At 66.6% G+C, this 20,073-nt stretch carries 17 protein-coding genes; 8 read left to right on the forward strand and 9 right to left on the reverse strand.

Annotated features, from left to right (window positions below; translation table 11 throughout):
- Window positions 1–13: 13 nt before the first annotated feature.
- Window positions 14–1,600, reverse strand: a complete 1,587-nt coding sequence (locus HWN72_RS15050; RefSeq protein ID WP_211150590.1) for an acyl-CoA synthetase — start codon at window positions 1,598–1,600, stop codon at window positions 14–16.
- Window positions 1,601–1,727: 127 nt separating this feature from the next.
- Here HWN72_RS15050 and HWN72_RS15055 point away from each other — a divergent pair, with 127 nt between their 5' ends.
- The 4 genes from HWN72_RS15055 to HWN72_RS15070 all read left to right on the forward strand — a co-directional run bounded on the left by HWN72_RS15055 (window position 1,728) and on the right by HWN72_RS15070 (window position 5,879).
- Window positions 1,728–2,495, forward strand: a complete 768-nt coding sequence (locus HWN72_RS15055; RefSeq protein ID WP_036527445.1) for an IclR family transcriptional regulator — start codon at window positions 1,728–1,730, stop codon at window positions 2,493–2,495.
- A gap of 210 nt (window positions 2,496–2,705) precedes the next feature.
- Window positions 2,706–3,383 carry a hypothetical protein gene (locus tag HWN72_RS15060; RefSeq protein WP_289357473.1) on the forward strand — a complete coding sequence of 226 codons (678 nt, stop codon included), beginning with the start codon at window positions 2,706–2,708 and terminating at the stop codon, window positions 3,381–3,383.
- Between the two features lie 303 nt (window positions 3,384–3,686).
- Entirely contained in the window at window positions 3,687–5,336 is a 1,650-nt protein-coding gene (locus HWN72_RS15065) for a mechanosensitive ion channel family protein (RefSeq protein WP_081799093.1), read from the forward strand.
- Between the two features lie 210 nt (window positions 5,337–5,546).
- Entirely contained in the window at window positions 5,547–5,879 is a 333-nt protein-coding gene (locus HWN72_RS15070; RefSeq protein WP_051586966.1) for a hypothetical protein, read from the forward strand.
- Window positions 5,880–6,009: 130 nt separating this feature from the next.
- On the opposite strand, the gene HWN72_RS15075 is transcribed toward HWN72_RS15070, so the two are convergent.
- Window positions 6,010–6,690: a flagellar hook assembly protein FlgD gene (locus tag HWN72_RS15075; protein WP_036527443.1), complete on the reverse strand. Its 681-nt coding sequence runs from the start codon at window positions 6,688–6,690 to the stop codon at window positions 6,010–6,012.
- A gap of 12 nt (window positions 6,691–6,702) precedes the next feature.
- A complete protein-coding gene (locus tag HWN72_RS31820) occupies window positions 6,703–8,205 on the reverse strand; it encodes a flagellar hook-length control protein FliK (protein ID WP_211150591.1) in 1,503 nt (500 codons plus the stop codon).
- 154 nt (window positions 8,206–8,359) lie between these two features.
- Between HWN72_RS31820 and HWN72_RS15085 the strand changes: the two genes are divergently transcribed.
- Window positions 8,360–8,545: a hypothetical protein gene (locus tag HWN72_RS15085; RefSeq protein ID WP_370424609.1), complete on the forward strand. Its 186-nt coding sequence runs from the start codon at window positions 8,360–8,362 to the stop codon at window positions 8,543–8,545.
- Window positions 8,546–8,749: 204 nt separating this feature from the next.
- Here HWN72_RS15085 and flhA read toward each other — a convergent pair whose 3' ends face one another.
- The 6 genes from flhA to HWN72_RS15115 all read right to left on the reverse strand — a co-directional run bounded on the left by flhA (window position 8,750) and on the right by HWN72_RS15115 (window position 15,420).
- Entirely contained in the window at window positions 8,750–10,864 is a 2,115-nt protein-coding gene (gene flhA / locus HWN72_RS15090) for a flagellar biosynthesis protein FlhA (protein WP_036527435.1), read from the reverse strand.
- Window positions 10,865–11,008: 144 nt separating this feature from the next.
- Complete coding sequence (locus tag HWN72_RS15095) at window positions 11,009–11,473, reverse strand: helix-turn-helix domain-containing protein (protein WP_036527430.1); 465 nt, start codon at window positions 11,471–11,473, stop codon at window positions 11,009–11,011.
- Window positions 11,473–11,832 carry a flagellar motor switch protein FliN gene (fliN, locus tag HWN72_RS15100; protein WP_008831931.1) on the reverse strand — a complete coding sequence of 120 codons (360 nt, stop codon included), beginning with the start codon at window positions 11,830–11,832 and terminating at the stop codon, window positions 11,473–11,475. The genes HWN72_RS15095 and fliN overlap by 1 nt, the downstream gene beginning before the upstream one ends.
- 10 nt (window positions 11,833–11,842) lie before the next feature.
- On the reverse strand, window positions 11,843–13,429 hold the full coding sequence (gene fliF, locus HWN72_RS15105; RefSeq protein ID WP_036527428.1) for a flagellar basal-body MS-ring/collar protein FliF: 1,587 nt from the start codon (window positions 13,427–13,429) through the stop codon (window positions 11,843–11,845).
- Window positions 13,430–13,665: 236 nt separating this feature from the next.
- Window positions 13,666–14,382, reverse strand: coding sequence for a FliH/SctL family protein (locus tag HWN72_RS15110; protein WP_036527426.1), 717 nt, complete (start codon window positions 14,380–14,382; stop codon window positions 13,666–13,668).
- Window positions 14,383–14,391: 9 nt separating this feature from the next.
- A complete protein-coding gene (locus HWN72_RS15115; protein WP_036527424.1) occupies window positions 14,392–15,420 on the reverse strand; it encodes a flagellar motor switch protein FliG in 1,029 nt (342 codons plus the stop codon).
- A 103-nt stretch (window positions 15,421–15,523) separates the two neighbouring features.
- On the opposite strand from HWN72_RS15115, the gene HWN72_RS15120 reads away from it, so the two are divergent.
- From HWN72_RS15120 to HWN72_RS15130, 3 genes are all read left to right on the forward strand, one after another.
- Window positions 15,524–18,268: a hypothetical protein gene (locus tag HWN72_RS15120; RefSeq protein WP_211150592.1), complete on the forward strand. Its 2,745-nt coding sequence runs from the start codon at window positions 15,524–15,526 to the stop codon at window positions 18,266–18,268.
- Between the two features lie 11 nt (window positions 18,269–18,279).
- Window positions 18,280–18,705 (forward strand): flagellar basal body protein, encoded by a 426-nt coding sequence (locus tag HWN72_RS15125; RefSeq protein WP_211150593.1) that lies wholly within the window; start codon window positions 18,280–18,282, stop codon window positions 18,703–18,705.
- Between the two features lie 545 nt (window positions 18,706–19,250).
- On the forward strand, window positions 19,251–20,073 hold an 823-nt coding region (locus HWN72_RS15130), incomplete at its 3' end, for a helix-turn-helix domain-containing protein (RefSeq protein WP_211150594.1).

Below are 20,073 nucleotides of genomic sequence, written 5' to 3' on the forward strand. Positions count from 1 at the left end.
TCTCCTGGATGTCTCAGCCGACCGCTTCGGCGGCTTTCGCGGCTTCACGGTCGCGCAGCATCTTGCGGTGGACCTTGCCTGCGGGGTTCTTGGGTAGCTCGTCGACGAATTCGACGAGACGCGGAAATTCATGCTGGGCGAGGCGTTCGCGGGTGAAGTCCTGAAGCTCGCGCACGAAGGCGTCGTCGGCGGCGCGGTTCGAGACGACGAAGGCCTTCACCACCTGCCCGCGCTGCTCGTCGGGCACGCCGATCACGCCGCATTCGAGGACATTGTCATGGCGCAGCATGGTGTTCTCGATCTCGACCGCGCTCATCGTCCAGCCGGCCGAGATGATGACGTCGTCGGCGCGGCCGCAATGGTAGAAATAGCCGTCCGCGTCGGTCTTGGCGCGGTCCTTGGTGGTCATCCAGCCGCCGCCGCGGAACAGCATCAGCTCGCCGATCTCACCGGGATCGCAGACCGAGCCGTCCGGGCGCTGGACTTCCAGCCGCTGCCCCGGCACCGCCTTGCCGAGCGCGCCGGGCTTGACCGGGAAGTCGTCCGCACCGGGGTAGTTCACCAGCACCACGCCGATCTCGGTGGTGCCGTACATCGAACAGGCCGGCACCTTGAACCACTGGTCGATCCACTCCAGAGTCGCCGGATCGATCGGCTCTCCCGTGAACGACAGCTTGTCGAAGCGGAACGTGAAGTCCGCCGCCCGGCCGCTGTTCTTCATCATGCGGTAGTGCGTCGCGGCCGCCGACATGTTGGTGATGCCAAAGTCGTCTAGTGCCTGCATCAGCCGCACCGGGTCGAAGCGGCCGGCGAACGTCCCCGTCGTCACCCCCAGCGCCAGCGGGGCGAGCGTTCCGTGCCACAGGCCATGCCCCCAGGCCGGGCTCGAGGGACAGAAGAATGCGTCCCCGGGCCGGATGCCGGTGCCGTAGAGCGCGGCGAACATCAGCGTCACCAGCGTGCGGTGCGAGTGCTTCACCGCCTCTGGCAATTCGCGCGTCGTACCGCTGGTGTACTGGAACACGGCCATGTCATTGGCGCGTGTTCTGGGCTCGTAGCGGGTTGGAAGATCGTCAAGCGAGGTGAGAAAAGCCTCGTCCGCCACGATCACCTTTGGCTTGCCGTCTACCGCGACCGAGCGTGCAAGCTCCGCTTTTTCGGCATTCGTGACCAGAATCTCGGGCTCGCAGTCGCCGATGCGCAAACGCAGCGCGTCGGGCCCGAACAGGGTGAACAGCGGAACCGAGATCGCCCCGGTCTGCATCGCCCCGAACAGGCACACGTAGAAGGGGAGCGAGGGCTCGAGCATGAAGGCGATCCGCTCACCGGGCCGCACGCCTCGCGCATCGAGCCAGTGCGCGAACTGCGCCGCGCCCTTCGCGATCGTGTCGAAGCTCAGGACTTCGTCCGCGCCATCGGCATGGGCGATCCGCACCGCGTCGCGCTCCGAACCGTCGGCATGGCGGGTCACGCATTCATGCGCGATGTTGAAGTACTCTCGGTCGCCGTCGAACAACTCCCACAGCGCCGCCGACGAAGCATGGGCCTGTGCATCAGCATAGCGCGTGTAGTCGGTCAGCCCTGAAATCATTTTGGCCATCAACCGTCCTGTCCCCTGGCTCATTTCCGCCGGGTCGAATCGCCGCGACGAAGGTTGTCCTTGTGTTCAGCACTGCTGCCACAACGGCCTTGTTTTTGTAAATATTGAATGTTATTCTATATATTGAATGAAAAGCGGTGTTGATACAGCTAAGGCCAGCAAGGCCCCAGCCATCGCCCGGGCGGCAGCGGTGCTGCGCCTGCTGGGCAAGCATGGTGCGCCTCTCGGCGTTCAGGCGATCGCCCGTGAACTCGGCCTCGTACCCAGCACGTGTCTGTATGTGCTGCGCGCCCTGGTGGCAGAGGATCTGGTGGCCTTCGATGCCGACACCAAACGCTATTCGCTCGACGCCGGCGTGCTGACACTGGCTCGTGCCTGGTTGCGCAAGGATCAGTTCAACGACCTTGCCCAGCCGGCTCTGGACCGAATTGCCCGCGAGTTCGGAACGACAGCCATGGGGGTCCAAGTCTTCGGCCTGGACCACATCATCGTCACCGCGATGTCGCAATCAGGCCAGAACTTCCAGCTCTCGACGCAAGTCGGCAGCCGTTTCCCGGCGTTGGTGTCAGCAACCGGACGATGCATCGCCGCTTTCGGAGGGTACCCGCAAAGCGAACTGAAACCGCGATTTGATCAGCTGCGCTGGGACGAGCCACCAAGCTGGGAAGACTGGCTTGCGCAGGTAGACGACGCGCGCGTTTCAGGTGTCGCGGTGGATGCAGGGCACTACCTGTCAGGGGTCACGGTGGTAGCCGCGCCTGTATGGAAGGGGGGCAGGCCCAGCCATGCGCTTGTGGCGATAGGGATTGGCGCAGCCTTACGCAACGAACTGCCGCGGCTGAAGGAGGCCCTCAAGGCTGCGGCCAGCGCGCTCAGCGGGCAGATCGCAGCCTAGTCGGCAATTGAGCGAGCCGGCCCGCGTGTTGTCACCGCTGACGTCGCGGATCGGCGGGGATCGGTGGTGACCTTGGCCCTCGACAGATATCAGCTGCCTCCGACTTGCGAAAAGGCACAGGGCGCGCTCGATCACAAAGGGTTCATGTAAGACATCACGAAGGGACATCTGCACCTTGACGCTTGGAGCGACAGATGTTCGAACCTGCTCGTGACTGACGATTCCCCCAATTCCGCCGCCAAGTCCCCTCCGTCAATAACCAGGGCAGAGGCCCGCGCGGATGAAGCGGCGGCGATCCGCCGCCGCTGGATTACGCTGGGCGAAGTCCTTACGGTGATCGCGGTCACTATCTCCGGCTTGACCTTGTGGAATAGCTGGAGCCAGCGCAGCGAGACTGAAGCCGGAAAGAACGCCGATGCCCGGCGTGCTTCCACCAAGGCGGCGATGCTCATTCTTGTGGCAGCCCGGACGGATGATGACGAACTGGTCCTGAAGCCCGCATCGCCCGAGCAATCGGTTCAGAGCCAGAGTATCGCCTTTCCCAGCGCACTCGCTCTTGCTGCCGCGGAAACCACGGGAGAACCTAGGATTGAGGCGCGATGGTTTGAGAACGCGCTCAAGAAGGCCCGCAGCCGAGCCAGACTGCCTGACAGCAGCCGCGGTGACGAGAAGCTGCCAATCCTCGTCACTACCCGTTTCCTGGCTGACGGCAAACTCCACGAGGAGTTGGCGATCTACGACATCGGTTACAGCATCGCGGGTCGCTGGCTGGGCGGCCACAGCATCACGCTGCGCGGCGTCTCACTGGTGGCCCGCACCCGCAAGTCTGCAGGAAAGAGCCTGCTCGATGCACGCTGGAAAGCGGTCTTGGCACAAGCAGGAACTTGAAACACAGGGATTTTTTCCGATCTTGCACTCGTTGCCAGCGCAGGAGGTGCCTGCGGCGCTGCGCTGCGGCGCTATATCCGTTTCTGATGCATGCCTGACGGCTCGCGTAATGAGGCTGCCAATCATCGCGCGTTGGCAGTCCAATCCTCCCGTCTTGCGACTGTCGCATTCCACCGGCATTGCGAGGACACAAGCACGGGTTGCCGCGCGTGAGGCTCTCGTCTGCGCATATTCGCTGGAAATGCGCGGCGCTTTCGCGTCTGGAGCGCCCGCTCACACCGAGCTTCAGGAGACCGTTTCCCAATGTTGCGCAAACTGGCCCGGCTTTGGGCGTTATTCCTTCTCGTCCTGATCGCCTCGCAGGCCCAGGCGCAGCTGCTGCCGACGCCCAAGGCCGAGGAATCCAAGACGACCGAGACGGACGCGGCCACAGCCACTCCGGCACCCGCCGCCGCGCCCCCGACCGATCCGTTAGGGCGCGAGACGCCGCGCGATGCCGTGTCAGGGCTGCTCGCGGCGTTGGCAGAGCGGGACTATCCTTTGGCCGCCAACTATTTCGAGGCCCGCTCCAACGGGGAGCAACTCGCGAAGGAGATGCAGGCGGTACTCGACGCGGGCGGATCGCTGTTGCCGTTCGGGGCGCTGTCGAACGATCCGGCGGGCGTGCTCGACGACGGGCTCAAGCCCGCGCAGGAGCGCGTGGGCGACCTCGGCGACGCCGGCAAGACCCCGATCCTGCTGACGCACGGCACCAACCGCGCGGGCACCCGGATTTGGCGCATCGCCCGCCAAACGAGTGCCGCCGCGCATACCCTGCAGCCTAGGACGAAGCAGGCCGAGGACGAAGGCCCAGAGATCGCCGGCGCGTCGCTGGAGGACTGGGTGCGCCTGCTGGGCATAGCCGCACTGGTGTTCTTGGGCTTCCAGCTGATCAACGCCGGGTTGCTCTTCACGATGGGGCGGATCATCGCCGACAAGGAGAATAGCCGCGTCTACCGGCTGACCCAGGCGGCGATGCCGCCGCTCAGCCTGTTCTTCGCTACCGTAGTTTTCATGTTCTGGGCGGGATCGATGCCGGTCTCGATCGTCGCGCGGCAGCTGTTGCTGCGCTACATCGGGATATTCGCGTGGGTGGCGCTGGCCTGGTTCCTGTTCCGCATGGTCGATTCCGTTTCGGCCCTGCTGATCAGCCGCATGGCCGGGCAAGAGCGGCGGCAGGCGGTCTCGGTCGTCACGCTGATCAGACGCGCGGCCAAGATCCTGCTGCTGTTCATCGCCATGGTCGCGGTCCTCGATACCTTCGGCATCGACGTGACAACGGGCGTGGCAGCGCTCGGCATCGGCGGTATCGCCCTGGCGCTGGGCGCGCAGAAGACGGTCGAGAACCTTGTCGGCTCCGTCACCCTGATCGCCGACAAGCCGGTACAGGTGGGCGATTTCTGCAAGGTCGGGGAGGTGACCGGGACGGTGGAAGACATCGGCATCCGCTCCACCCGCATCCGCACACTTGAACGCACCGTCGTCACCATCCCCAACGGCGATTTCTCGTCGCGCCAGATCGAGAATTACGCGCAGCGTGACCGCTTCTTGTTCAATCCCACAATCGGGGTGGAATACGGCATCGGCTCGGCCAAGCTGCTGGAGGCAGTGGAGCTGATCGAGAGCGTGCTGGACGCGCACGACCGGATCATCAAGCCAGGCGCCCGGGCGCGGTTCAAGAACTTCGGCGCCAGTTCGCTCGACATCGAGGTGTTCTCATACATCGAGGCGGCGGATCTCGACCAGAGCCTGGTGATCCGGCAGGACCTGCTGCTGCTAATCTTCGCTGCGCTGGAGCAGGCTGAAGTCGGCATCGCCTTCCCGACCAGCACCGTCCACCTCACGCCGCACAAGGCGCCAACGACGCGGCCCGCCTCGCTCGACATCGATCCCGCGCCGCAGCGGGGAGCGTGAATCTCCGCCATGCGGAGCAAGCCGGACGGAGGATTTATCAACGCCTTATTGCCGGGGCGCGGCTTTTAAGATCGATTGCATAGTATAGTGTCGGAAATTGCGGGTCACTGGTGAATATTGCGTTTACCATCGGCAAGCGGGGGTCGACCTTATTTCTCGGGTCAGGGGCAGCGGGCCGAAGCAATTCGGTGCGGTACTTTGAGAGCGCGGATGGCGGATAATTCAAGTTGGGGCCTGGGTGACGGCAGCACCCGGACTTCAGGGGCGCAGCAGGAATACTGGTTTTCGCTCAGGCTCCGGGTCGATGCACCCGCGCAGCTATGGCAGGCGGCTGCCTTGCGCTGCCTCAGCCAGTCCGACCTGACGCAAGACGAAGTCGAGGACCTAATCGGCCCGATCGAGGATCCCTCGATCACTGACTGCCTGATGATGCTCGCCCTGCCCGAGCGGATTCCCGGCTGCACCCGGCTCGATACGACCCTGCAGCAAAGCGCGGCGGGAGCGCCTGCAGCCGCACGCGAACGCAGCGACGCGATGGAATGAGATAGTCCTCCCTGTCGCGCAGCGATTGGGAGGGGGCCGCCGAGACAGTCGGTGGTGAAGAGGGGGATAACCCCTCCGTCTGCCCTGCCGACTGCGACCTCCCCCTCCCTGCGGAACAGCGAGGATGCGCTCACTCCTTCGTCGAGGTCGTCGGTGTAGTCAGCGCCACCAGCCCGGTCGCGGACAGGCGGATGCCGTTGACGCCAAGCATGATGCTGGTCCCGTCGGTGACCACGTCGTCCACCACGCCTACCGAGTTGATCGTCGTGTTGAGGTTCGATCCGTCCGACGCCTGCGCCTTGATCGAGAGGGTATAGGCGCCTGCGGCGGCTTTGGTACCGTCGGTCTGGAGGCCGTCCCATTTATAGGTGCCTTGGGTCTCGCTGGGGTCGAGGCTGACGGTCGCCACGGTGCCGCCCAGCGCGTCCTTGATCGTCGCGGTGACGGTGGAGGGGGTGCCATCGACATAGTAAGTCCACTTGGCCGGATTGTCACTCAGCCCCGCCACGGCACTGTCGAAGCGCGCTTCACGGCCGATGTAGCTCGATGCCTGCGCCATCTGCTGCGACAGGAGCTGGCCGAGGATGTCGTCGAGCTTGCCGGTCTGCTGGATCGACTGCTCCACCTGCGAATACTGCACCAGCTGCTGGGTGTATTCCGAGGTGTCCATCGGGTCGAGCGGGTCCTGGTTGGTCATCTGCGTGGTCAGCAGCTTGAGAAACAGGTTGTAATCGGCCAGCAGGCTGGTCGTGGATGCCGCCGTGGTGCTGGAGGTTCTGGACGTCGAGGCAGTGTCGGTAACGGTTGCCATGCTGGTGCTGCCTTATGCCATGAGGTCGAGATTGCCGCTGCCGCGCAGCGAGCGGAGAAGGGGGGCGGCCTCTTCCGGGGCGCCGGTGAATTCGCTGCTTGCGCCCTGCGACCGCGCGGACGGACGGTGCTGACCCGCGCTGCCGTTGCCGCTGCCAAAGCTGCCGCCGGAACTGTCGAACCGCAGCGACTGGGCATCGGCGCGCACGCCCGCATCGCTGAGCGCGCGGTCGAGATGCATGCTTTCGCGCCGCAGCAGGTCGAGCGCGGCGGGCTGGTCGGCCGAGACCACGGCGCGCAGGGTGCCGTCGTCGTCGAAGCCCATGCGCACGTCGATCCGGCCCATGTGGCGCGGGTCGAGGCGGATCAGCAAGGCATCGCGCAGACCCTCCGGCCCGCCGTCCAACGCCCGCGCGATGGCGATGCCGACGTCCGCGCCGAAGTGCCCCTCGCGCATGGATACGCTCGCCTCGGCGGGGGCGAGGGCGGGAGCATTGCGCGCGATTTCATAGGGAAGTGCTGGGGGTCGCGTGGTCGCCGCTTCCAGCGTCTGGGTGAACAGCGGGGCGGACACGCGAGCCTCGGGCTCCGGGGTGGCGGTGTCCTCGGCGGCCTGCGGCGCGGCGTGGGCGACGGGCGCGGCGGTGCGGGCGGCCGCAGGTTCAGGCGTCTCGGCTGCGGCGGATGGCGGGGAAGCGGAAGGAGCGGCCGCCACAATCGGCACGCCAGTGGCCTCGGAGGTGGCCAGAGCGGCGGCGGCGGGCTCTGAAGGAGCGGGGGTTTTCGCGGCCTTGCGCTTTACCGGACGGGCGGCCTCGGACGTTTCTGCCTTCGGTTCGACGGCGGGGGTCTCGGATGGCAGCGCGTCTTCGACCAGCCCGGCCGCTGCGAGCGTAACCGGCGGAACGTCGATGGATACCTCCGCTCCGACGAGTCGCTCCTGCTGCGCCGGCGCGGCGGTCGGCAGGTTCCCGACCTCCTCCCCCTTCCTCGGGAGTGGCGGCGTGTCTTCCCCGGGCACCACAGTCTCGAGGGCTTCCGGGCGTGCCCGGACCGGTTCGACAGGTGGAGCCATAACCTCTGCGGACGTGGCCGCGAGTGCCGGAACCTCGGGGACATCCACGGTTGCCCCGGCGGTCGGGTTTGCCGCTGGCGATGCAGCCGCAAGGGTCGGAGCAGACGCGGCTGCGGGGATTTCCGGCACCTTGGGTTCGGGGAGAGACGGAACCGACACAGCGGTCGCATCCGTCAACGTCAGAGACAAAGCTGCAGTCGCCCCGACCGGCTCGGCCGGGGCCTGCGGCGCCGTGACGCTCGCCGCCGCCACTTGCGGCGCGATCCGGCTGGAGAGCGGAAGAGCCTGAGCTGCGACAGGCGGCGCTTCGCCCGCCTGCGCGGCCTCATCGACTTTGGCGCCGACGCTCGCCAGCGCGGCAAGGAAAGCGCCGGGTTCCGCATCCCCGACGCTCGGCGTGGGAGTGCCCGAGCCAGTAACGGTCGGGAAGAGGGTCGTCACGGGAACGGGCATCGGTTCATCATAGGATGCTCGTGCACCGGGCGGTCGCGGCTGCGATCTTATGCGCAGGGCTGATCGATGGGCTTGCCTTCCCTAAATCACGATCGCGCCCTATGGTGATCGATAGAAAGGTATCTTATCGCTGATCCGCATGATGGCCGAAGGGTCGGACGGCTTCGCGGGGGGCTTGAGCGCGCACAACTATCGCACGATCACCGACGCCGCCACCGCGACGCGCGATCTGGCCGAGCTTGTCGAACTGGGCGCGCTGGAGCGGGTGGGGGAGCGGCGCTATGCGCGCTATCATCCGCGGATTGCGAGCAGCGACGGCGGGGTGTGATAGCAGATGGCCCCGTCATCCCAGCGATAGCTGGGACAGCTGGCCGTGAACAGCCCACCTCGCGGCGCGCGGCGCAAGGGCTTGGACAAGCTCAGCCTGAGCGGAATTGTGAGGTTTACGCCACTCCCGCTCACCCTGAGCTTGTCGAAGGGTCCCAGCCTTCGCTGGGATGACGGGGTTTATTTGCCCCATCCGTGTCAGCCCCTACCCGATCGCGCCCAGACTGCGCAGGCGCGCCCTCGGATGGATCTCGTTCTGCGAGAGCACCACCGTCGCGGGCCTCACCCGCTCGATGATCGAGCGCACGAAAGGCCGCAGGCTCGGGCTCGTCAGCAGGCACGGGATTTCTCCCTGCCCGGCGAGGCGGTCGTACGTCTCGCGCACCGAGGCGATGAAAGCCTGCAACTGCGAGGGCGCCATGGCGAGGTGGCGGTCGTCGCCCTGCCCGATGATCGCCTCGGAGAACGCCTCGTCCCACACCGCACCGAGCGCGACGATGGGGATGGTCCCGTCCAGCGTGTGCTGCGCCGAGATCTGCCGCGCAAGCCGCGCACGAACGTGCTCGGTGACTTGCGTGAGGTTGGAGGTCAGCGGGCTCGCCTCGGCTACGCCTTCCATGATCGTCGGTAGGTCGCGGATCGAGACGCCCTCGGCCAGCAGGTTCTGCAGCACCCGTTGCACGCCCGAGACGGAGATGCGCGAGGGCACGATGTCGGCGATCAGCTTGGCCGAATCCTTGTGGACCTCGTCAAGCAGCTTCTGCGTCTCGGCATAGGAAAGAAGATCGGCGATGTTGTCCTTGACGATCTCTGTCAGGTGGGTGGTAACGACAGTGCCGCAGTCCACTACTGTCAGGCCGCGGAAGCCCGCTTCCTGGCGCAGTTCGCGGTCGATCCACTGGGCCGGAAGCTTGAACACGGGCTCCTGCGTGGCCTCGCCCGAGAGGCCGGTCTCGCCCCCGCCGGCGTTGATCACCAGCAGCTTGCCGATGCGCAGTTCACCCCGCGCGGTCTCGGTTTCCTTGACGTAGACGACGTACTCGTTCGCTTGCAGCGCCATGTTGTCGATGATGCGCACCGAAGGCAGGACGAAGCCGTAGTCGGTCGCCATCTGGCGGCGCAGCGCGCGGACCTGATCGTCGAGGCGCGGCTCCGCGCTAGCGTCGTTGATCAGCGGGAGCAGGCCATAGCCCAACTCGATGCGCAGCGCGTCGATCGCAAGGGTGCGGGCGATCGGCTCCTCGGCCTGCGCTGCCTTCTGGCGGGCCTGAGCGGCGGCCTCCTCGACGCGGGCGGCGGCCACCGCCCCTTCCGCCTTCTTCGTCATCGTCCACGCGAGCCATCCGCAGAGCCCGCCGAGGATCGCGAAGGGCAAGAACGGCAGGCCCGGCATCAGCGCCAGCATGCCCATCAGCGCGCCCGCGATGCCGAACGCCTTGGGATAACGGCCCAGCTGATCGCCCAGCGCCGCGCCGGTCTTGCCGACGACGCCGCCCTTGGACACCAGCAGGCCCGCCGCCGTCGAGACGATCAGCGCCGGGATCTGGCTGACGAGGCCGTCGCCCACGGTGAGGATGGTATAAGTCGTGAACGCCTGTCCGAACGGCACGCCGTGGATCGCGACGCCGACGATCAGCCCGACGATGATGTTGATCGCGGTGATCAGCAGCGCGGCGACGGCATCGCCCTTCACGAACTTCGAGGCGCCGTCCATGGCGCCGTAGAAGCCGCTCTCCTGCTCGATCTCGGAACGGCGTTCGCGGGCGACGTCCTCGGTGATGGTCCCGGCGTTGAGGTCGGCGTCGATCGCCATCTGCTTGCCCGGCATCGCGTCGAGGCTGAAGCGCGCCGCCACTTCGGCGATGCGGCCCGCGCCCTTGGTGATTACCACGAAGTTGATGACGATCAGGATCGCGAAAATGGTGAGGCCGATGACGGTCTCGCCGCCCATCAGGAACTCGCCGAAGGCGGCGATCACGCCGCCCGCCGCCTGATGCCCCTCATGCCCGTGGCCGAGGATCAGGCGGGTGGAGGCAAGGTTCAGGCCAAGGCGCAGCATCGTGGTGATGAGCAGGATCGTCGGAAAGCTGGAAAGCTGCAGCGGCTTCTCGATGAACAGCGCCGTCATCAGGATGAGGACGGAAGCAGTGATCGAGAGCGCGAGGCCCATGTCGAGCATCCACGCCGGCATCGGCAGGATGAGCATCGCGATGATCGCGCCCACACCCAGCGCCAACGCCAGGTCACGCCCCGGTCCGAGGCGGACGAGGAACTGCGTGACCTGCGGCGGGAGCGCGGACTTGGTGGGCGCGGTGGCCATCGGGTCAGGCTGCCGTTTGCGGCAGGGTTGCGAAAGGCTGCGCCTGACCCTTCGACACGCTCAGCGTGAGCGGGGGAAAAGTAGACTTTCCAATCCCGCTCAGGCTGAGCGTGTCGAAGCCCCCGAGGCTGGGCGCACCGTTCATCACACCCCGGCTGCCATCTCGGCCCGCACCACGCCCGCAAGAGCCGGGGGCACCGCCATCCCGTCCGCCTGGAACGAGCGCAACTTGTTGCGCATGGTCCGCACCGAAATGCCCAGCATTGCTGCCGCCGCGCTGCGGTTGCCGCCGCAGTGGCGCAGGGTCTGGAGAATCAGTTCGCGCTCGACATCGGCGATGTTCTGTCCGACGAGGCCGGAGACCGATGCCGTGACGGACCCCTCCGAACGCCCGCCGCGCAGCCGCGCGAGCACGTCCTTGAGGTTCACCGCAAGGTCCACCACCACCATGTCGGCTTCGGATCCGGTCCAGCCTTCAAAGGCCGCAGGTGCGGATTCCACGCCGATACGGGTGGCCGAGCCGCGCACCATCTCGTTGGCAAGGCCCACCGCGTCGCCCAGTTCGCCGACCAGCATCAGCCGGGTGGCATCATGATCACGCGAACCCATCATGCTTCCTTGCGGACGATTTCGGTCAGCGTGACGCCCAGCGTGGCGTCGATCAGCACGACTTCGCCGCGCGCGATGATGCGGTTGTTGACGAAGATGTCGACCGGCTCGCCGACGCGGCGGTCCAGCTCCACGACCATGCCGGGCTTGAGCCGCAGCAGGTCGCCGATGTCCATCTTCGATCGGCCGAGCACTGCCTGCACTTTCACCGGCACGTCGAACACGGCGTGCAGGTCGTCGGGCGTCGGCGGCGTGGAGGGACGCGGCGGCAGCGCGGTTTCGCCGCTCAGGACCGGGGCCGGTTCCTCAGGCAGATGCGCCGGGGTCAGCTGGTGCCGGGTGTCGAGCTCGTCGCTCATCGGATACCTTTCACGTGTTCATCCACTGGCGGATGACGGAGGCGGATTCCGCCGGGTTGGAAGCGATGGTGTCGCCTATACGCTTGATCGCGGAGAGCTTCACCCGCCCATCGACATGGGCAAGCGCCACTTCCTGATCGAGCAGCGGGGTATCGTCCGCAGCCCCGCCCATCGGTTCAAGCTGCGCCATTGAGAGGCTGCCCGCAGGCTGGCGGCGGTCCTCGCCCTCGGGAAGATCACCGGAGGGCGGCGGCAGCAGCGCGGGCGCGTTCTGGCGGCGCAGCATGCGGATGGCGAAGAGGACGATACCGCCCACCAGCACGATCTTCAGCACGTCGAGGATGCGATCGACGGTCAGGCCGAACGGCAGGCCGCCATCGATGCCGTCCACGTCTTGCGCGGCGAAGGGCATGTTCTCCACCACCACGCTGTCGCCGCGATCGCTGTCGAAGCCGACGGCGTTCTCCACGAGGCGCTGCAGGCGATCGAGCTGCGGCTGCGGCAGGCCCTTCTCGCCGCCGTCCACCATGACCGCCACGGTCAGGCGCTTGACCTGCCCCGGCGTGCGCACGGCGACCTTCTGGACGCGGCTGTTCTGGTACGTGGTGTCCTCGGACGTCTCGTTCTGCGCTGCGTTGCGGCTGTCGCCGTTCGCGCCGTTCTGCGCGGCGGCCGCGTTCTCGGGCAACTGGGTGGCGACGGTCGCGCCTTGCGCGCCGGGGGTCTTCTCGGTGCTCTGGTTGCTGGATTCGACGCTGACCTGATGCTGGATAACCTGCTTGTCGGGGTCGAAGGTCTCGGATTCCTCACGCACCTGATCGCGTTCGAGCACGGCAGACACTTCGGCGCGGACTTTGCCGTGGCCGACGATCGGCTCCACCATGGTCTCGATCTGGTCGCGCAGGCGGGCTTCGACGGCGGCCTGGCGTTCCTCGATGTCGCCGGAACTGCCTTGCCCTTCGCCCGCCCGCGCCAGCAGCGCACCGGTCTGGTCCACCACCGACACCGCCTCGGGCGAGAGGTCGGGCACCGCCGAGGACACCAGGTAGCGGATCGCCTGAACCGCCTCGGCCGGAAGCCGCCCGGTGGTCTTGACCGTGACCGAGGCGCTGGCCTTGCGCGGCTCGGTTTCGAACATGGCGCGCTCGGGCATGACGACGTGGACGCGGGCGCGGCTGACACGGTCCAGGCTTTCGATCGAACGGGTCAGTTCACCCTCGATCGCGCGCGTCTCGTTCAGCTTCGCGCGCGAGGAGGAGATGCCGAAGGGCTCCTCCTGGTCGAGCACTTCGTAGCCGATCTTGCCGCCCAGCTGCTCGGAGGCCATCGCCATGCGCAGTTCGGGCAGCTTGTCGGCAGGCGCGAGGATAGCGGTTCCGTCGGCCGACAGCTGGAAGGGCACGCCCTGCCCCTTGAGCTTCTCGGTGATGGTCGATGCGGCCGAGGGATCGAGGTCGGTATAGAGATAGCCCATCGCGCTGTCAGGCGTACGCGTGGCCATCCAGCCGAGGCCGAGCAGCAGCGCCAGCGCGACGCCGCCCATCATCGCGGCGCGGCGCACTCCAATCTGCCCGATGAAATTGCGCAACGCTTCCAAGTCCGGCCTTCCGAGATCCCGGCGCCGCCCCTGTCGCGCGCCCAGAGGGCATTATAGGATGAGACTAGGCAAGACTTGCCGGGATGCGCAAAAATGTGTGGTCTCTTTATCATCCCTGTTCCGCAGGAATGGGGAGGTGGCAGCCCGCAGGGCTGACGGCGGGGTTTCTCCCCCTGCACCACCTGTTGTGTCGGCGGTCCCCCTCCCCATCGCTACGCGTCGGGGAGGATTTGGCGTCAGAGCAAAACCCCCGCGAGTTCCGCCATCACCGCGGCGCGGCGCGCCTCGGCATCGACGTTGAGGCCGCCCGAAGTCCATTCGATGCGCGCGTCGCCCTGCGGCACGGCCTCGTCGTCGATCACGGTGATCGCCAGCGGGCGGCCGCATTTCGCCTCGCGCGCCTCGACGAGGACGTCCACTTCGTCGCGCATTTCCGGGTTCACGCGGACCACCAGCGCGGTGCCTTGCGCCACTTGCTCCAGCGCGCGGGCCAGTGCCTCGTCCACGGCGCGCGCGGGAGAGGTTTCGATGGCGTGGCCGGCCAGCATTTCTGCCGCGTGGAGGGCGACCGCGCCCGCCTCGCCGATCATGCGGCGGGCGACGGCTTCGACTTGCCCCTCGATCCCGTCGAGCGCGGCGTGAAGCGCGTCCGTCGCCGCCAGCAGCGCCTCGCCGCGTTCCGAACGGGCCTGCGCGGCGCCCGCCTCGAAGCCGTCGGCGCGGGCGCGGGCGAGTTCGGCGCGGTGCTCGGCCTGCATGCGCTCGATGCGGGATTCAAGGTCCTCGATCCGGTCACGCAAGGATTCGGGCAGGGTTTCCGCGGCGGACGCAGGCTCGGGCTCGCCGGGCACGGGGACAAACGGCGTATCAACGGGGTGGAAGAACACCCGGTCGAAGCCGAAAGGTTGTATCGTTCCCGCGCCGTCGGCGGGTGCCTTCGGGTTAGTTGCCATCAGTCGTCATCAATAGATCATCGCATCGTCGCTCTTGGGGTCGGCGAGGACGATTTCGCCGCGCTCGCCCAGATCCTTGGCAAGCGTGACGAGGTTGCCCTGCGCGGCCTCGCATTCGCGGGCGCGCACCGGCCCCATCGCGGCCATGTCGTCGCGCAGCAGCTTGGCGGCGCGCTCAGTCATGGCGCCGAAGAACAGGCGGCGCATCTCTTCCGGCGCGCCCTTGAGCGCCAGCGCCAGTTCGCGCTTGTTGCAGTTGCGCACTATGACCTGGATCGCGCTCGGCAGCAGGTTCGACAGATCCTCGAAGGTGAACATGAGCGCACGGATGCGCTCGGCTTCCTCCGGCGCCTTCTCGTCGAGCGCGCCGAGCATCGCCTCCTCGGTCGAGCGGTCGAGCGCGTTGAACAGTTCGGCCATCGTCTCGTGCGGATCGCGGCGCTGCGCGCGCGAGAGGTTGGTCATGAACTCCGTCTTGAGCGTCTGCTCGACCTGCACGATCACGTCCTTTTGGACGGTCTCGGTCTTGAGCATGCGCATGACGACCTCGGTGCCGAAATCGCGCGGCAGCGCCGCCAGCACGCGCGCCGCGTGGTCGGGCTTGAGCTTCTGGAGGATCACCGCGACGGTCTGCGGGTGCTCGCTCTTGAGGTAGCCCGCCAGCACGCCTTCGCTGACGTTCGAAAGCTTGTCCCACATCGTCCGGCCGGAGGGACCACGAATGTCCTCCATAATGTCTTTGACGCGCTCGGGCGCGAGCACGCCTTCGAGCAGCCGTTCGGTCGTCTCGTAGGAGCCGTGCAGCGTCGTAATCGAGGACACCTCGCCCGAAAACTGGCCGAGCAGGTATTCGACGACGACGGCAGGCACGCGGCCGAGCGACGCGATCGAGGAAGACAGCTCCTTGATCTCGTCGTCGTTCAGCTGCTGCCAGATGGGGATTCCGTGCTCCTGACCGAGCGCCAGCAGCAGCGCAGCCGCCCGCTGGGTGCCCGAATATTTCTTGAGCTCCGGCGGCTCGCCCACCGCGGTCATCATGTTCACTGCGAGATTCCTTGAAAAATGCGCAATTTCATCCGATCGCAAGGTCTTCCTTCTATTTATAGGAGGGACACCCACGCAACCGGCTCACGAGGCACAATTGACGATAAGTCTGAATAATGGGTTGATCGGCCTGTCGGTTCTGGGAGGAACCTCGGCCTATTCATCCTATCAAAGCAGCCTCGCCTCGTCCGACAGCGTGGCGGTAACGGCGGCCAAGAAGGCGTTCACGACGCCCACCACGACGGCGCCGTGGCTCGATGCTCTGGGCACCGATACCGCGACCAGCGCGCAAGTCGCGGCGGTCAAGCGGCTCGCCTCGATCATCGATGCCAATGGCGACAGTTCGCTGGAGGACCTGCCCGACGTCCAGACCGCCTTTACCACTTACAAGGCGCTGGAAAACCTGCGTATTCTGGCGCAGGCAGGCACCTCCAAGACGATTTCCGCGACCGAGCGGGCGGCCTTGCAGAAGAGTTTCGCGCAAGGTCTGGCGGACCTTCAGGGCTACCTTTCGAGCGCCGATACCGACCTTCTCGAACTTGGTTTCGGATCGGTGACGAGCAGCACCCGTACCCTGGGCGTCGAGGCTCGCTACGCCACCGGCGCGGTTGCCGGCACCGGCGTTTCGACCACCCGCGCGGCCCCGGTCGAGGGTCTGACGGGCAGTGAAATTTTTCAGGTGACCCTGACCCGCGGCACCACCAGCGAGGTCGTCAGCGTCGATCTTTCGCAGACGAGCACCCAGCCCCCGACGCTTGATTCGGTCGCCGCCGCGCTCAATGCCGCGATCGGCGCGAAGATCGCCACGAACGCCAGCGGCACTCCGATCCTCGATGCCGAGGGCAATACGACCTCGCAGTGGAAGTCGTACTTCACCGTCGAGAAGACCGACGGCAAGTGGGGCCTCACCTTCAACCCCTCGGGCATCGAGAAAGTCTCGATCGATCAAGTCGCGGCGGGCGATGCGCTGATGGTGGCGAGCGGCGAGACGGCGACGATCTCCGGCACCAAATCGCCCACTTCGGCCAATGTCTACCGCATCGAGGACCTTGCCGGATCGCTGACCTGGGAGCGGCTGAGCAAGATCAACGCCGTGGATACCGACGCCACCGCCCGCGCCGCCGCAAGCGCGGCCGCCACCGCCAAATCCACCAAGACCGAACTGGCCGAGAACGCCGACTACACCGTCGTTTCGGCGACCGCCGCCAATGCCATCGCCACCGACGCGGACGGCTATAGTTACATCGTCGGCACCACCGCAGGCGACATGGGCACGCAGACCGGCGACGGCACCGACGACTTGTTCCTCACCAAAGTCGACAGCGAGGGCACGGTGGTCTGGCAGCGCAATCTCGGCGCGGCAGGCACCGCCTCGGGCGCGGCGGTGACGATCGCGCCCAACGGAGAGATCGTCGTCGCGAGCACCGTCTCGGGCGCGTTCAACGGCAGCGACGATACCCAGACCGACCTCCTCGTCAGCCGCTTCAACGCCAAGGGCGAGGAGCTTTCGAGCACCGCGATCCGCCAGGTCGGCAACGAGACCGCAAGCGCGGTTACAGTCGGCAACGATGGTTCGATCTACGTCGCCGGGCGCGCCGCTACCGGGGGCGGGGACGCCGTGATCGTCCGGCTCGACGTGTCGGGCAAAATGCAGGAGCGGCGCACCATCGACAGCGGCGGGTCGGACTCGATCTCGGCCCTCGCCATCGATGGGGACGGCAACCTGCTGGCGCTGACCAACGAGAAGGGCGTCGCCACCTTGCGCAAGATCGCCGCCGGATCGCTGAGCACGGACCTCGGCTCGGTGGCGCTGGGCAATGCCTCAGCCAAGGCGATCGCGGTGTCGGACAGCGGCCAGATCGCCGTCGTCGGCGCCACCAGCACGGCGCTGAACGGCGCGCAGGTCAATGGTCTCTCCGGCGGGACCGACGCTTTCGTCACCCTGATCGAGCCGGATTTCTCCGCCACCCTCAACAGCTACATCGGCACCGACAGCGCCGATCAGGCGGACAGCGGCGCCTATCTGAACGGCGCACTCTACGTCGGCGGTCGCACGGCGGGGACGCTGGGCGATGCGAAAAAGGGCAGCGTGGACGGCTTCGTCGCGCGGATCGATCCCGCCGATGGCTCGGTGCAGACGGTCTCGCAATGGGGCCAGCGCAGCAGCGCCGTGGAGCCGGTGCGCATTACCGCCGTCGCGGGCGGGGCGACCAGCGGCCTCGGCGCGCTTGGCCTGCACCGCGGCGTGCTCAACCAGCAGAGCACCGGCGACCTCGTGGCCGAGACCTCGCTGCGGTTGGGCGACAGCTTCAAGATCAGCGTCGACGGCGAGACCGCGCGCACCGTCACCATCGAGAAGGGCGAGACGATGACCAGCCTCGCCGCCAAGATCCGCAAGATCGCCGGCACCGACGCGACCATCACCACGCCCTTCACCGACGGCGCCTCCAGCCTCAAGATCGACGTCAAGTCCGGGCACACGCTGGAACTGATCGCGGGCGCGGACGGCAAGGACGCCCTGGGCAAGCTGGGCCTCGATCCTATCCGCCTCGTGCCCTCCAAGGTGCTCGATCCGAAAGCCGCCAAGGTGACGCCGGGAGGGCGCTTCAACCTGAACTTGTCCAGCGCGCTGACGCTGACCGACGCCACCACGGCAGGCACTGCGCTTTCCCGGGTCAAGAGCGCGCTGTCGATGATCCAGTCAGCCTATCGCTCGCTCTACTGGGATTCGGGCAAGGCGGCGATCGTCGACGGCACCATTTCCGGCGGCGGCGGCAGCGCCTACCAGCAGGCCAAGCTCGCCAGCTATCAGGCCGCGCTTTCGCGCCTCACCGGTTCCTAAGGAAGCACCCGATGTCCACCCTCCCCCCCCTGTTCGACGGCATGGGCCGCGCCATGAAGTCCATGGCCGAGCGCCAGCGCGTCATCGCCGAGAACGTCGCCAACTCCGAGACACCGGGTTACAAGGCCCGGACGGTCGAGGCTCCGGACTTCTCCGCACTGGTGGACGGCCAGCTGGGCTCGAGCGGCACGCCGCACGTGGCTCGCCCGCACGTCGAACTCTCGAGCAGCATGACCGCGCTGGGCGCCAGGGCCCCGCAGGCAGGCGGGCGCATCGTCCTCGACGGCAATACCAGCGAGACCAAGCCCGACGGCAACAACGTGACGCTGGAAGAGCAGCTCCTGTCGCTGGGCCAGGTGCAGCAGGACTATGCAGCGATGACCAACCTCTATCGCAAGCAGATGGCGCTGATGAAGACGGCGGTGGGCAAGGGGTGACCGGCATCCTCCCCGTTGCGCAGCAATGGGGAGGGGGACCGCCGACGCAGTCGGTGGTGGAGGGATAGCGCGCTCAAAGCCCCCTCCGTCAGTCGCTGCGCGACTGCCACCTCCCCATCGCTACGCGACAGGGCGGATTGAGCCGACACTTAAAGGATGAGCCTTGGCGAGCAGAAAATTCGCCCCTTCATCCCCAATTTCGCATCCATTTCGGACCTTGCAGCGTTATCCTGCAAACCCACAGATTCCGCCGTTTCGCGCATCCACACTCCGGTTTTGCGGAGGGCAACTGGCCGGATTGCGTAAGAAATGCGAAATTTTAAGGATATCGCAAGGCAGTAAGCGCCAATTCCCAAGTTCCGCCAATCAAGCGGCGGTCGCGAAAAAGACCCGATTCGGCAGAACACTCCGAATGGGCGCATTGACCGGGAAGGTCGGACATGAAAAGTCCCGGCCATCCCCAGAATGGAACAAGATCTGCGATGAACGACAAGTCGCCCGGATTAAGCGGTCGGGCCGGTCCCCGGCAAGTAATGGAGGCGGCGATGACGACAATCGATTACCATCGCATGCTCGTATTCCCGAACCGCATTCGTAAGTTCCGCAAGCAACTCAATATCGGCAGCCTGCTAGAATTGTCGGAGCGGCTTTCGGGAATAACCTATATCCGCCTCTCCAAGATCGAGCGGGGAGAGATTTTCGCCCGGCCCGACGAACTGCGTGATCTCGGCCGCGCGCTCGGCGTGGACCCCGTGGAACTGCTGATCGACGTCGATGCCCCAGGTTTCGACATCGCCGCATGGGCGGAACCTCTCCACGGCCCCGCCCCTGCCGACCCTGAGGGCGAACTGCGCGCGGTGCTGCTCGCCGCCGCCCTGCGCGCGCGGCGCGGCGGCGATCCGGCGCTGACGATCGCGGTGCTCGAAAGCGAATACGGCATTGCCCCGGTGGTACTGTCGCGGATCGAGAATGCGCTCAAGCCGCTGGAACGCTGGAACGAGGACGTGCGGGCCGCCCTGCGCCGCCTGTTCGGCGCGCCCGACGACAAGGCGCTGATGGCCGAGGTCGAGGCGCTCCACGCCGCCGGGGACCTCGACGCGGTGCTGCCGATGGTCGCCAACCCCGAGATCCGCCTCACCAAGTCGCGCACGCGCATCGCAGCGCTGAAGGACGAACTGAGCGGCGGCGCGCCTGAGGTTGCTGCTCCTGTAGCAGCACGGGCAACGATTCCAGCTCCGGCGCCGAAGACCGAGCCTATGGCTCCCGACAACGCCGCTACCCTGCGCCTGCTTCCCGTCCTCGGCACCCCCCTGCCCGGCGGCCTGATCGCGCCAACCCCGACCGGCGCCGAGGTCGAGGCGCCGCGCA

The organism is Novosphingobium sp. HR1a (assembly GCF_015594425.1).
Taxonomy (GTDB): Bacteria; Pseudomonadota; Alphaproteobacteria; order Sphingomonadales; family Sphingomonadaceae; genus Novosphingobium; species Novosphingobium resinovorum_A.

Excerpts from the sequence above, each read along its gene's own strand:
- HWN72_RS15050 (WP_211150590.1), bottom strand. The coding sequence starts at position 1,600 with ATGGCCAAAATGATTTCAGGGCTGACCGACTACACGCGCTATGCTGAT.
- HWN72_RS15085 (WP_370424609.1), top strand. The coding sequence starts at position 8,360 with ATGGCCGAAGGGTCGGACGGCTTCGCGGGGGGCTTGAGCGCGCACAAC.
- HWN72_RS15070 (WP_051586966.1), top strand. The coding sequence starts at position 5,547 with ATGGCGGATAATTCAAGTTGGGGCCTGGGTGACGGCAGCACCCGGACT.
- HWN72_RS15095 (WP_036527430.1), bottom strand. The coding sequence starts at position 11,473 with ATGGGTTCGCGTGATCATGATGCCACCCGGCTGATGCTGGTCGGCGAA.
- HWN72_RS15110 (WP_036527426.1), bottom strand. The coding sequence starts at position 14,382 with ATGGCAACTAACCCGAAGGCACCCGCCGACGGCGCGGGAACGATACAA.
- HWN72_RS15075 (WP_036527443.1), bottom strand. The coding sequence starts at position 6,690 with ATGGCAACCGTTACCGACACTGCCTCGACGTCCAGAACCTCCAGCACC.
- fliN (WP_008831931.1), bottom strand. The coding sequence starts at position 11,832 with ATGAGCGACGAGCTCGACACCCGGCACCAGCTGACCCCGGCGCATCTG.
- HWN72_RS15115 (WP_036527424.1), bottom strand. The coding sequence starts at position 15,420 with ATGATGACCGCGGTGGGCGAGCCGCCGGAGCTCAAGAAATATTCGGGC.
- HWN72_RS15055 (WP_036527445.1), top strand. The coding sequence starts at position 1,728 with ATGAAAAGCGGTGTTGATACAGCTAAGGCCAGCAAGGCCCCAGCCATC.
- HWN72_RS15125 (WP_211150593.1), top strand. The coding sequence starts at position 18,280 with ATGTCCACCCTCCCCCCCCTGTTCGACGGCATGGGCCGCGCCATGAAG.
- HWN72_RS15065 (WP_081799093.1), top strand. The coding sequence starts at position 3,687 with ATGTTGCGCAAACTGGCCCGGCTTTGGGCGTTATTCCTTCTCGTCCTG.
- flhA (WP_036527435.1), bottom strand. The coding sequence starts at position 10,864 with ATGGCCACCGCGCCCACCAAGTCCGCGCTCCCGCCGCAGGTCACGCAG.